This is a genomic window from Streptacidiphilus sp. BW17, assembly GCF_041262485.1.
Classification (GTDB): Bacteria; Actinomycetota; Actinomycetes; order Streptomycetales; family Streptomycetaceae; genus Streptacidiphilus.
In genome coordinates this window covers 91361-104357 of sequence record NZ_JBGCCR010000028.1, presented here as the reverse complement: position 1 = coordinate 104357, position 12997 = coordinate 91361, and the positions used below count along the sequence as shown (strand labels likewise).

At 70.5% G+C, this 12997-nt stretch carries 11 protein-coding genes; all 11 read left to right on the top strand.

Annotated elements, in window-relative coordinates:
* Window positions 1-186 precede the first annotated feature (186 nt).
* Entirely contained in the window at window positions 187-1860 is a 1674-nt protein-coding gene (locus ABH940_RS28055; RefSeq protein WP_370106534.1) for a GH3 auxin-responsive promoter family protein, read from the top strand.
* A gap of 47 nt (window positions 1861-1907) precedes the next feature.
* Window positions 1908-2792, top strand: a complete 885-nt coding sequence (locus ABH940_RS28050; RefSeq protein WP_370106533.1) for an alpha/beta fold hydrolase — start codon at window positions 1908-1910, stop codon at window positions 2790-2792.
* Window positions 2785-4044 carry a mandelate racemase/muconate lactonizing enzyme family protein gene (locus ABH940_RS28045; protein WP_370106532.1) on the top strand — a complete coding sequence of 420 codons (1260 nt, stop codon included), beginning with the start codon at window positions 2785-2787 and terminating at the stop codon, window positions 4042-4044. The genes ABH940_RS28050 and ABH940_RS28045 overlap by 8 nt, the downstream gene beginning before the upstream one ends.
* A gap of 117 nt (window positions 4045-4161) precedes the next feature.
* Window positions 4162-5058 carry an FAH family protein gene (locus ABH940_RS28040; RefSeq protein WP_370106531.1) on the top strand — a complete coding sequence of 299 codons (897 nt, stop codon included), beginning with the start codon at window positions 4162-4164 and terminating at the stop codon, window positions 5056-5058.
* A complete protein-coding gene (locus ABH940_RS28035; RefSeq protein ID WP_370106530.1) occupies window positions 5055-6338 on the top strand; it encodes a hypothetical protein in 1284 nt (427 codons plus the stop codon). The genes ABH940_RS28040 and ABH940_RS28035 overlap by 4 nt, the downstream gene beginning before the upstream one ends.
* Before the next feature lie 88 nt (window positions 6339-6426).
* Window positions 6427-7680, top strand: a complete 1254-nt coding sequence (locus ABH940_RS28030) for an MFS transporter (protein ID WP_370106529.1) — start codon at window positions 6427-6429, stop codon at window positions 7678-7680.
* Window positions 7677-8441: an SDR family NAD(P)-dependent oxidoreductase gene (locus tag ABH940_RS28025; protein ID WP_370067267.1), complete on the top strand. Its 765-nt coding sequence runs from the start codon at window positions 7677-7679 to the stop codon at window positions 8439-8441. The genes ABH940_RS28030 and ABH940_RS28025 overlap by 4 nt, the downstream gene beginning before the upstream one ends.
* A gap of 47 nt (window positions 8442-8488) precedes the next feature.
* Entirely contained in the window at window positions 8489-8800 is a 312-nt protein-coding gene (locus tag ABH940_RS28020; RefSeq protein WP_370106528.1) for a YciI family protein, read from the top strand.
* A 53-nt stretch (window positions 8801-8853) separates the two neighbouring features.
* Window positions 8854-10206, top strand: coding sequence for a PLP-dependent aminotransferase family protein (locus ABH940_RS28015; RefSeq protein WP_370106527.1), 1353 nt, complete (start codon window positions 8854-8856; stop codon window positions 10204-10206).
* Window positions 10207-10317: 111 nt separating this feature from the next.
* A complete protein-coding gene (locus tag ABH940_RS28010; protein ID WP_370106526.1) occupies window positions 10318-11577 on the top strand; it encodes an ATP-grasp domain-containing protein in 1260 nt (419 codons plus the stop codon).
* Window positions 11578-11821: 244 nt separating this feature from the next.
* Complete coding sequence (locus ABH940_RS28005) at window positions 11822-12931, top strand: LLM class flavin-dependent oxidoreductase (protein ID WP_370067259.1); 1110 nt, start codon at window positions 11822-11824, stop codon at window positions 12929-12931.
* Window positions 12932-12997: the final 66 nt, after the last annotated feature.

Genomic DNA, 12997 nt, shown 5'->3' with positions numbered 1-12997 from the left:
CCGGGCGGCCCGGGGCCCGCGCGGCGGCGGGGGGGGGGCCGCGGCCGCCCCCACACCCCCCCCCCCCCCCCGGGGGGGGGGGGGGGGCGGCGCCCCCCCCCCCCCCCCCCCGACCCCGTTTCCGGGGACAGCCCTGCCCTCGGAAAGGCGTTTTAACAGCATTTTTCATGATGAGGAGTCACGTCCATGGACGCACACGACGCACGCCGTTGGCAGGACACCTGGCACGCCCGCCGAGCGGCCTTCCTCGACGAGTGCCGCCAGGCCCGCGAGGATTTGCTGCTCGAACTGAAGGACCCGCAGACCACGCAGCGCAGGGTCCTCGCGGACATCGTCCAGCTCTGCGCCGGCTCCCTGCACTGGAAGGAGCGGGGCTACGACACGGTGGCCGCCGACCTCGACTCCTTCCGCGCGGTGCTGCCGGTGATGCGGTACAACGACTTCGCCGCCGAGATCGACCGGGAGACCCGGACCAAGGGCGGCGTGCTCTCGTGCAGCCCGGTGCTGCGCTGGCTCAAGACCAGCGGCACGACCGGCGTACCCAAGCAGGTGCCGTACACCCTGCACTGGCTGCTCACGTACCGGGTGCCGGCGATCAAGGCGATGTGGGGCACCTACCTGGAGCACCACCCCGAGCTCCTCGCCCACCCGTACGCGACGCTGGACACCCAGACCACCCGCGAGGACGTGTACGACTTCGTGCACGGGGTGCAGCACCAGGCGATCAGCAACCGGCACCCGCAGATCAACACCCTGGACTGGAACCCGCCGTGGTACGAGTCGCCGTGGCTGGGCCCCGACGCGCCCGCCGGGCACGCCGCCCGGATGTACCACCGGGCCCGTCATCTCGTCGGCAAGGACCTGCACTTCATCTCCGCGATCAACCCGAGCACGCTGGTGTCGATGCGGGACCTGATCGCCGAGCACGGCCCGGCGCTGGTACGCGACCTGCGCGAGGGCACGCTGGAGGGCGTGCCGTACACCGAGCCGGACGAGCAGGCGGCGCGGCATCTCGAATCGGTCCTCGCACAGGGCGAGTTCAGCCTCAAGGACGTCTGGCCCTCGCTGACGCTGTACAGCTGCTGGCTGTCGTCCTCGGCCCAGCTGTACAAGGCCAAGCTGGAGGCGGTGCTGCCCGGCGTGGCCAAGATGCCGTTCATGAGCTGCGGCACGGAGGGTGTCACCACCATTCCGGTCGACGACTCGCTGGACAGCCAACCGCTCGCCGTGGGACAGGCGTTCTTCGAGTTCGTGCCCGCCGAGGTACCGCTCGGCGACCTGATCGAGCGGGGTGAACCGGTCGACACCCTGCTGATCGACCAGGTCGAGGTCGGCCGCGACTACCACCTCATCATGACCCAGGGGAACGGCCTCTACCGACTGTGGACCGGAGACGTCTACCGCATCGACCGGATCGTCGACGGCACCCCCTGGCTGCACTTCGTGCACCGCGACGGCGTCTACCACTCCTTCACCGGCGAGAAGATCACCGAGTCCCAGGTGACCGACGCCATCCAGCAGGGTATGGCGGCCGGCGGCCTGGACACCGGGCTGTACCTCTGCGGTCCCCAGTGGGGCGACCTGCCGCGCTACATCGTGGTCAGCGAGGCTCCGCAGCCCTGCGCCGAGCTGGACCAGCGGCTGTCGACGGCGGTGGACGAGGCGCTCAAGGTGATCAACATCGAGTACGCCTCCAAGCGCGACAGCGGTCGGCTCGGCGGTCTGGAGGTGATCACCGTCGAGCGCGACGCGATCTCGGCGCACATCGAGGCGCGCCGTCAGCAGGGCAACGCCACCCAGTACAAGTACAAGCCCTTCCAGAAGGACATCGACTTCGTCGCCGAACTCGTCCGCCGCTGAGCACTGTTCGAAACCTCACCCCACCTCCCGAAAGGAAACACCCCGTCATGATCGAGACCAAGAGGCCGCCGCAGAACACCCGCCGTGAGATCACCGACGTCCCCTCGGACGCCGGCAGCCTGGCCCTGCACGTGTGGCGACCGCAGAGCGGGCGCACCAAGGGCGCCGTCTTCTACTTCCACGGGCTGCAGAGCCACGCCGGGTGGGCCTGGGAGGTGGGCCCGCGCTTCGCGGACAACGACGTGGCCTTCTACGTCCTGGACCGGCGCGGCAGCGGGATCAGCCCCGGCGACCGCCAGGACCTCCCGGACGCCGAGACGCTGCTGCAGGACTACATACGCGCGGTGGCACAGGTGCGCGCGGAGATCGGAGAGGGCGTTCCGCTCTCGCTGTTCGGCCACTGCCTGGGCGGCTCCTTCCTGGCCGCGCTGCTGCAGCACCCGGATTTCGACACCCGCTACGACGCCGCCGTCTTCTGCTCGGCCTGGCTGGGCAAGCTGCACGCCACCCTGGACGAGGACGGGCTGCGCGCGCTGGCCGCAGAACGCGGCACCCAGCCCTGGGACGCCGACCTGAAGTCCTCCGACTTCACCGACGACCCCAAGTACCGCCACTTCATCGACCACGACGACCTGGCCGTCCGCACACTCACCCGGCGCTCCCGGGCGACGCTGCTGGAGCTGGAGCGCCGCTATCGCCGACCGTCCCGGACGCTTCCGGAGGTGCCGTTCACCTTCGTCTCCGGCATGACGGACCCCATCGTCGACCTGGACAGCGCGCACCAGGCCTTCGACGCGCTGGTGTCCGGACGCGGCACGATCACCAAGCTGCCGACGGACAAGCACTACCTCTTCTACACCGGCGTCGCCGACCAGCTGGTCGACTGGATGTCGGCCCACACCCTGCTGCAGGGGCTGGTCCGCGATGCCTGAGGCGGCTGAGGCGGTGGCTGAGGCGATGCCCGAGGCGATACCCGAGTTGATACCTGACACGACGTCGGATGCGGTGTCCGAGGCGGTGCTGTACTGGGTCAGGCTGCCCATGGCGACCCCGTTCGACCACCCCGCCGCCCGGCGCCGTACGTCCGACAGCCTGGTGCTGCGGATCGGCGTCGACGGGGTGTACGGCGTCGGGGAGTGCGCTCCGCGGCCCTACGTCACCGGGGAGACGAGCGACGGCGTCGTGGCGGCGCTGTCGCAGGTGCCGATGGACGCGCTGCTGGCCCGGATCGCCCGGACGCACCCGGCCGACCTGCTGCGACAGCTGCGCGCGGAGGGGTTCGCCGGGACCTTCGGGATCGACGGCGGCAACAACCTGGTGTGCCTGCTGGAAACCGCCGTCCTCGACCTGCTGGGACACCGACTGGGCCTGACCGCCCGGCAGTTGATCGGCGCTGAGCGGGAGAAGGGTGGTCAGGACGGCGAACGGCTGGCCGTCTCGCAGGTGCTCGATCTGAGCATCGGCGTTGAGGAGTTCCTCGCGTCCCGGGGGCCGTTCCACTTCGTGAAGATCAAGGCGTCCGACGACATCGACCGCGACGCCCGTACCGTACGCGCCATCCGGGACCACGTCGGTGACGGCGTCCCCGTCATGGTCGACGCCAACATGAGCTGGACGCCCGCGAACGCGGCGAGCAGGGCCCGTCGGCTGGGCGAGTGCGGTGCGACCCTCATCGAGGAGCCGCTGCCGAAGCGTGACTGGGCGAGCCTGCGCGCCCTGCGCCGGGAGTCGGGCCTCGGCATCATGCTCGACGAGTCGGTCTGCACCCTGGACGACGCCCGCGACGCGGTGGCGGCCGGGGCCTGCGACGCGCTCAATGTGCGGATCGCCAAGAACGGCGGCCTGTTGCGCGCCGCCCGGCTCGTCGACTTCGCCCGCGCGCACGGGCTCGGCTTCCAGATCGGGGTCCAGGTCGCCGAGGTCGGCCCGTTGATCAACGCCGGCCGGGCGCTGGCCTTCGGCAACCGCGACGCCATGACCGTCGAAGCGGGACAGTCGGACCGGTTCTTCCCCGACATGATCGTCGCACCCCCGCCGGCGGTGGACCGGCGCACGAACACCATCGCCCCGGCCGCGGGCCCCGGTCTCGCCATGTCCCTCAACGAGGACGCCGACCGCTGGGCCGTCCTGCGGTTCACCGGCAGCCGGACCGGCTGGCAGGACGCGACCCCGGCCGCCCGCTGACCCCGTCCGCCCTGATCGGTCCGCCCTGATCGGTCCGCCCTGATCGGTCCGCCCTGATCGGCCAGTTCTGACCGCCCCTGCTCAACTCCCGTACATACAAGCTTCCCTGGAGATCCCATGACCCCCTTCTTCGAGTGCGTCCACCGCGGTGAGCACCACTTCGGCTTCGGGATGCCCGGCCCCGGCGACCCGCTGCACCTGTATCCACTCAAGGACGCGGACCTGCACGCCGCCGTGACCGCGGCGGCCGGTGACGGCGCCGCACTCGCGGCGGCGCTCACCGCGGGCAAGGACCCCGTCGTCGTGCCGGCCGAGGAACGCGCCCAGGTGACGATGCGTCCCCCGCTGCTGCCCGCCTCGGTGGGCGACGCGATGGTCAGCGGTTTCATGCAGACCCACAACGTCAAGGTCGACGCCACCACGCAGGCCCAGCCGAACTGGTTCCTCAAGGGACTCGGCGACGTGCTGAAGGTGTCCGGCGACGAACTCTCGGTACCGGCAGGCGCGGTGACCGTCACCGAGGAGGCCGAGGTCGTCCTCGTGTACGTCACCGACGAGGCGGGCGACGTCCGGTACGCGGGGTACACGTTCGGCAACGACCTGACCGACATCGGCCGGTTCCGGCAGCACAACGGGCACCTGTCGTACGCCAAGCTCTGTGACGCGGCAGTGGCGCCGTGGCTCTTCCTGGGTCCGCCGCCCGCCTCGGTGACCGGCGAGGTGACGATCGAGCGGGAGGGGCGCGAGGCCTGGCGGGCCGACTTCACCACCGGCACCGACGCCATGCACTACCGGATCGCGGACATCCTCCCGGCGCTCTTCGCCCACCGGGCGCTGCGGTATCCGGGCCGGGTGCACTACGTGTACCTCGGGGCCGACCGCAGCAGCTTCCACGGCGGCTTCCGGATCGCGGACGGCGACCGCGTCACGCTCGACTTCTTCGAGCACGGCGTCGTCGTGTCGAACACGGTCGACTGGCCCCGGGCCGCGGCGGCGGGCCCGGTCGACCGGTGACCGCAGCCCGGCCGGTGCGCAGGCTCGGCTCCATCGAGGCGGAGCAGGCCTGGGCGCACCTCCTCGCGGAGGGAGCCGGCCAGGTCACCACCCGGGTCACGGTCCTGGCGGCGTTCGGCGCCCAGTACCTGGACCAGGTGGTGGCCCGATGGGCGCAGCGGTTCCCCGCGCTGTCGCTGCGCATCGGCGAGGAGGGCGACGACCTGTGGTTCCGGCACAGCGGCGACGACGCGCCGGGCCGGGCGAGGCAGGAGGAACTCGGACCCGAGCGGACGCCGGAGCAGTTGCTGGCCGAGGAGATCGGGATCGTCCTGCCGCCGTCCGGGCCGCTGTGGCGGCTGCGGATCGTCCATGCCCGGCGCGAGTGCGTGACCCACTTCTACCTCACCTGTCATCCCGCGATCAGTGATGTCCACACGGTCGGACGACTCGTGCGCGTCCTGCTCGACCTGTTGTTCGGGGAGGAGGACGGGCGCCTGGGGCCGCATCGCTTCACCGAGCAACTCGTGCCGGACCAGGACGATTTGACCTACCGGGCGTCGGCCGTGACGGCCGGTCCGGTCGTGCCGTGGCCCTTCGCCGCGGGGTCCGCGCCGTCGGAGAGCGCGGAGAAGGCGGAGAGGGCCGAAAGAGCAGCGGCCCGGGGCGAGACGCTCGGGAACGGGCTGTGGCAACTGTCCCTGTCGCCCCGTCAGCACGCCGGGCTCAAGAGCTGGTGCCTGGCCCGGCGGATCACGGTGGACCAGCTCCTCGTGGCCCTGGCGGCCACCGGGTCGGCCCGCGCGGCTGGCGACGAGCGGGTCGAGGTGCTCACCGCCCGGTCGCTGCGGCGGCGCTACGCCGAGAGCACCCGGCTCTCCGGCATCGGGTGCTGTACGGCCACCCTGTACACGCAGTTGTGTACCGGCGACGGCTCGCCGACCGACCTCGCCCGCGCCTACGCCGCTTCCGTCACGGCTGCCGACGCCGCCTGGCGGCCCGAGCAGCTCCCGCACACCCTCATCCGTGCGGCAGTCGCCGACCGGACCGGCGCAACCGGAGTGCGGTTCGCCTCCGAGGGGAGCACGGACACCGTCCTGGGCGGCCATGCCCGGCGGGTGACGGAGTTCCTGAGCGCGGTGCGACCGGGTGCAAGGGATGCAGCATCCCTCCAACTTTCGGTATTTCAAGGCAAGTTGAGAGTGCTCGCCAGTGGGGCAGGCGCAGTGGAGCTGGCCGCGACACTGCCGTACACGTTGACCAACTCGCCGAACTTGTGTTCACCTCTCCGCTCGGGCTAAGAAAAATAACGATCGTTCTCTATTGTTTTGCCATCGGGTCCTACAGGGCCACGCACCACGCACACCCGCGACGAATGGTTGGTGACCGATGGCGCTCCCCAAAGCGTTCTGGCTCCTCTGGTTCGGACAGACGTTCAGCCGCCTCGGAACCCTGGCGCCCGCGTTCCTCATCCTCTACCTGAAGCAGGACAGCATCGTCGACGCGCACACGACGCCGCTGATCGTCGGCCTGTTCGGCGTCGGCATCGTGCTGTCGGGGCTCGTCGGCGGGGCTGTCGCCGACCTGATCGGTGCACGGCGCACCATCGTCGCCGCCCAGCCGCTGACCGCGGTCACCGCGCTGGCGCTGGGGTTGACCACCAACCTGTACGCGGCCTGCGCCCTGTCCCTGGTCGCCGGCTTCCTGTCCGCGGTGGACCGGCCGGCCGGGGCCGGACTGATCGCCGAACTCGTGCCGCAGGACCAGTTCGCGAAGGCCTACAGCCTCTACATGGTGGGCTTCAACGTGGGCATGACGCTGAGCCCCGTCATCTCCGGTGTCCTGCTGACCTGGTACCCGCCCGCGCTGTTCTGGATCTGGGCGCTGTGCTGCGTCATCTACGCGGCCCTGGTGTGGCGGCTGCCCGCCGATGCGGTGCGGCAGGCCGGCCGGCCACGCGGATCGTCCGCACTGCGCAGCGCTCTGAAGGGCATCGCGGAGCCCTTCCACTCGCCGGTGCTGGTCGCCTTCCTCACCCTGACCTTCCTGCTGGCCTGCATCTACCTCCAGGTCAACTCGGCGCTGCCGCTGGACATGCGGGACGCGGGACTGAGCCCGGGCGGCATCGGATTCGTGCTGGCCGTCAACGCGGTCCTCTCCGTCGCCCTGCTGCCCCTCTCCCCCAGGCTCGTCAAGGGGCTGCCCGACCATGTGCCGCTGATCCTGGCGAGCGCGCTGTGGGCCATCGGCTTCGGTCTCAACGCCTTCGCCCACGGCATGACCGGCTTCATCGTCGCGACCGTGGTGTGGACGCTGGGCGAGGTGGTGTGGGCGCCCATGTCGGCGACGTTCATCGCCAACCGGTCTCCGGCCGGGCGGGCCAGCACCTACCAGGGGTCGTACTTCTTCGCCTGGAACGCCGCCTTCGTGGTGGGCGGCCCGGCGGGGCTGGCCGTGGCGAACTCCTACGGCTACGGCTCCCTGTGGTCCGCCACCTTCCTCCTCGGGGCCGTCGTCGCGCTCGCCTTCTTCTTCATCACCCGCCTCCCGGGCTTCGCGCTCGCAGACGACCTGGCGAAGCCGGGCCCGGAGGCCGAACTCACCCTCACGTCCCCGCAGTCCTCCCAGGGAGCAGAGTCATGACCGCACGCACCGCACCCACCCCACGCACCGCACTGCTGATCGGCGCCGCCGGCGGCATCCTCAGCGAAGTGGCCCTCGGCCTCGCCGAGGAAGGGCACACGCTGGTCCTGTTCGACCGCGACGAGGCGGCCCTCGAGGAGCTGGCGGCCCGACTCGCCGAGCACACCAAGGTCGAGACGGTCGTCGGCGACATCACCGACCTCCGCGCCGCCGAGCGGCAGTTGACCGACATCGTCGCCCGGCACGAGATCGGCATCCTGGTCAACGGCGTGGGCGGCGACACCCGCATCATCAACTACGCCGACCTGACCCAGGAGCACTTCGACCAGACCTTCCTGGAGAACGTGCTCAGCACCTGGATCGCCATCAAGGTCGTCGGCCCCGCCATGGCCACCGCCGGATACGGACGCATCGTCAACTTCGCGTCGGCGGGCGGCCGTACGTACAGCCACTTCAACAACGCGGCCTACGTCGGCGCCAAGGGCGCGGTCCTCGCGATGACCAAGCAGATGGGGTACGAGCTCGCCGGCAGCGGGGTCGTCGTCAACGTGGTCGCCCACGGGCCCATCGCCACCGCCCGGGTGGCCGGTGCCTTCGAGCGCCGCGACGCGGAGTCCAAGAAGAGCGTGCTCTCCCGGCTGCCGATGCGCCGCTACGGGACCGTCGCCGAGGCCGCGGGCAGCGTGCTGCACCTCTGCTCCGAGAGCGCGGGCTACTCCACCGGCACCGTGATCGACATCAACGGCGGCCTCTACATGTGAGCCCCGCCCCACTCCCTAAACGTCAAGACCATCAGGAAGGAACCCCCGTGGCGAAGTTCGTAGTGGAGTTCGAGTACAGCGTCGACCGCGAAGGGCGCCAGGAGCTGCATCCGGCGCACGCCGCCAACCTGTACGACCTGGCCGAGCGCGGCGTCCTCCTGCTGGGCGGCCCGCTGGCCGACGTCAACGCCGGCCTGCTGGTCTACGACGTCGAGGGCCGGGAGCAGCTCGACCAGCTGCTGGCCGAGGAGCCGTACGTGAAGGGCGGCATCGTCGCCCGGACCCGCGTCCGCGAGTGGTCGCCCGGCAAGGGCAGCTGGATCGAGGCGCTCAACCAGCCGACGCAGCACGCCGCCTGAGCGCCCCGCGCCGCCCCATCGATACGACTTGATACGAGAGAGGGTCACCTCACGTGCACACCGAGCCCGTCGGCCTCGTCTCCCTGAACCATGACCGGCTGCACGCCGGGATCGTCGATCCGGAGATGGACTCGATGCGGATCCTGAGCGAGACCGCGATGAAGTTCCCCGAGGCTCTGTCGTTCTCCTCCGGCGCCCCGCACGACGGCAACCACGACCTGTCGAAGCTGTCGTACTACATCGACCGCTACATCAAGCACCTGGAGGACCAGGGGGTGCCGCAGCAGCGGATCACCCGTCTGATGTTCCAGTACGGCCCCGTCAACGGCTTCATCCAGGACGAGGTCGTCCGGATGCTGAAGCACGACGAGGGGATCGACGTCAGCCCTGAGGCTGTCATGATCACTCACGGCTTCCAGGAGGCCACCCTGGTCGCCCTGCGCGGCCTGTTCACCTCCCCCGACGACGTACTGCTCGCCGTATCCCCGGCGTATGTCGGCATCCGCGGCGCCGCCCGGATGCTGGACATCCCGGTCCGACCGGTTCCCGAGGGCCCGGACGGACTCGACCCGGAGGACGTGGCAGCTGCGGCACGCGCCGTGCGCGCCGCGGGCCGGCGTCCCGTCGCGGTCTATCTGGTCCCGGACTTCTCCAACCCCTCGGGCACGGTGGTGCCCCTGGAGAGCCGCCGCCGGCTCCTCGAGGTGGCCGCCGAGGAGGACCTGATCATCCTGGAGGACAACCCCTACGGGCTGTTCGCTCCGGACGGCGAGAAGATGCCGACCCTCAAGTCGCTCGACGAGCAGCGCCGGGTCGTCTACCTCGGCTCGTTCGCGAAGTCCGCGTTCCCCGGCGCCCGCCTGGGCTACCTGATCGCCGACCAGGAGATCGAGGGAGCCGAGGGAGCCCAGGGAGCGGAGGGAACCGAGGGCACCAAGCGCACGCTCGCCCAGGAACTGTCCAAGGCCAAGGCCATGTTCACGGTCGGCTCCTCGTCTCTGTCCCAGGCGGTGATCGGCGGCATGCTCGTCGACCACGACTACGACCTGACCACGCCCACCCGTGAACTGGCGGCGGTCTACCTGGAGCGTCTCGACGCCACCCTGCAGGCGCTGGCTGAACACTTCCCGCCCGAGCGGTACGCCGAGCACGGCGTGCGCTTCAACACCCCGCACGGCGGCTTCTTCGTCGTGGTCGAGGTCGACTTCGACGCCGACCTCACCGCCATGGAGCGCTCCGCGCGCGACTACGGCGTCAGCTGGGCGCCCATGAGCATGTTCCACCTCGACGGCGGCGGCCGACGCGCCATCCGACTCGGCGTCAGCAACCTCGAACCGCAGGCCATCCGCACCGGCATCGCCCGCCTGGCCCGCTTCGTCGCCGACACCCCGCGCACCGGGGTCTGAAGGACGGCGACACCCGAAGTCCCAGAGGTCTCGTCCCAGAGTTCCAAGGTCTCAGAGGTCTCGAAGTCCCAGAGTTCCAAGGTCCCAGAGTGCCAAGGTAAGGACACCAACATGAGCAGTCTGACCGAACCGCCGGTCGCGGTCGTCGTCGACGGCTACTCCGCCGGGAACTACTACCCCGAGGCGTTCGGGCGGCTCGGCGCCCGGGTGCTCCACGTGCAGAGCACCCCCGAGCTGATCCCCTCCATGCTCGCGCCGGATCTCGGCGCGTACGCGGAGAACATCGTCTCCTGTGACGAGCAGGTGCTGGCCGACAAGCTCCGCCCGCACCACCCCGTCTGCGTCATCCCCGGCCAGGAGTCCGCCGTCATGCTGGCGGACCGGCTCAGCGAGGCGCTGGGCGTGCCGTCCAACGGAACGGCCCTGTCCCCGGCCCGCCGGGACAAGTACGAGATGATCGAGGCCCTGCGCCGGGCGGGTGTGCGCTGTGCCGACCAGTTCAAGAGCGGCGACGTCGAGGCGGTCGTCACCTGGGCCGAGGAGCGCGGCAGTTACCCGGTCGTCGTCAAGCCGCTGAGCTCGGCCGCGTCCGACGGCGTCCACATCTGCCACGACGCCGCGCAGGTCCGCAGCGCCGCCGGGACCGTGCTGGCCGTACCGGACATCTTCGGCGGGACCAACACCGAGATCCTGGTGCAGTCCTACCTCAAGGGCACCGAGTACATCGTCGACACCGTCAGCAGCGACGGCCGGAGCTACGCCTGCGGCGTGTGGCAGTACGAGAAGACGCTGCTGCTGTCCGGCAAGAACATCTACAACCGGGACATCCTGCTGGACGCGGACACCGATCCGGTTCCGGCGCTGATCGCCTACGTCGACGAGGTGTTGGCCGCGCTCGACGTGCGGTGGGGTCCCGCGCACGCCGAGGTGATCGTGACCGACGAGGGCCCCACCCTGGTCGAGATCGGCACCCGGCTGAACGGCAACATCGACGCCGGTTTCCACGACGTGTGCCTGGGCCACAACCAGGCCTCCCTCGCGGCGCTCGCCTACACGCGCCCGGAGGAGTTCCGGGAGCAGTACCTCGGGCGGACGTACCGCCGGGTCCAGCCGGCCGTGGTCTACAACACGCCGACGGAGCTGGACGGTGTCGTCGAGTCCGTCGAAGCGTCGGTGGTCGAGGGGATCTCCGGGCTCGGCAGCGTCCACCGCGTCGCCGTCAAGCTCGCGCCCGGCTCCCGCATCCGGCCCACCGTCGACCTGCTGACCAGCTCGCTGCGCGTGTATCTGACGGCCCCGGACGAGGAGCGGCTCACCGCCGAGTACCTCCGGGTGCGCGACCTGAAGGACGACGTCTACCGCGTGCGCTGACCGGCCGGCTCCCTTCCGGACCGCCACGGGTCGGAACCTGCCAGAGGTGTGAACCCTCACAGGTCTGAACCCCCCACAGGTCAGTACCCCTGCGCGTCAGTACCCCCCGCGCGTCAGTACCCCGCGCGCGTCCCAACCCCCGCGCGTTTTCCGCCCGTCGGGCGATCCCGCATGTCTTCCGCCCCGTCGGGCGATCCCCCGCACCACCCATCCTGTTGCGTCATGTGAGTCATGGAGGACAGCTGTGCACAGCCGTATCGGTATTTTCCTCTCGCCCGTCCACGAGACCGGCCAGGACCCGCACCTGGCGATCCGCCGCAACCTCGACCTGGTCGAGTACGTCGACGAGCTCAACTTCGACGAGGCATGGTTCGGTGAGCACCACACGCTGGGCTGGGGCCTGGTGGGCGCGCCGGAGACCCTGATAGCCGCCGCGTCCCAGCGCACCCGCCAGATCAAGCTGGCCCACGGCGTGGTTCCGCTGTCCGGCCACCACCCCTTCCACGTCGCCAGCCGCGCGGTGCACCTGGACCACCTCACCCGTGGCCGGTACATCCTGGGCGTCGGCCCCGGCGTCCCGTTCGACGCGAAGATGTTCGGCCTGGAGCAGCCGGTGCAGCGGCGCCGTCTGGAGGAGGCTCTGCCGACCGTGCTGGAGCTGGTCAACGGCGACGAGCGGATCACGCAGAGCACCGACTGGTTCGAGCTCAACGCCGCCAAGCTCCAGCTGCCGCGGTTCAGCCCGCAGGGCATCGAGGTCGCCGTGGCGACCTCCGGGACCTCGCAGTCCAGCCCGCGCCTGATCGGCCGTTACGGCCTGAGCATGACCTCTTTCGCGCTGCCGTTCGCGCTGATGACCCCGGGCGCCCCGGCCCACATCGGCCTGGCGCACCAGTGGAAGTACGCCGAGGAGGCCGCGGCAGAGCACAACCAGACGCTGGACCGCGACAAGTGGCGTATCGCCCTGCCCGTCCACGTCGCCGAGACCCGCGAGGAGGCGTACAACGACGTCCGCGAGGGTTACGACCGCTGGCTGTTCGAGTACTTCGGCAAGGCCGCGGGCCGCGACGTCATCGACGAGCACACGCCGCGTTCCAGGGCGCTGGAGGCCCGGGTCGAGGCGGGCGGCGCACTGGTCGGCTCGGTGGAGGACGTGGTGGAGGGCATCCGCCGGATGCAGGAGATCACCGGCGGCTTCGGCTCCCTGCTGGTCTACGTCGCCGACTGGTGCTCGTGGGAGAAGACCAACCGCAGCATGGAGCTGCTGGCGCGCTACGTCGCGCCGCAGATCAACGGCTCGGCGGCGCGTCCGCAGGAGGCCGTGGACTGGGCCATCGCCAGCCGTCAGAAGTGACCGCGGCGGGCACCGGGCGACCTGGCAGCAGGGCGCTCGGACGAGCCCGACCACGTCCGGGCGGGC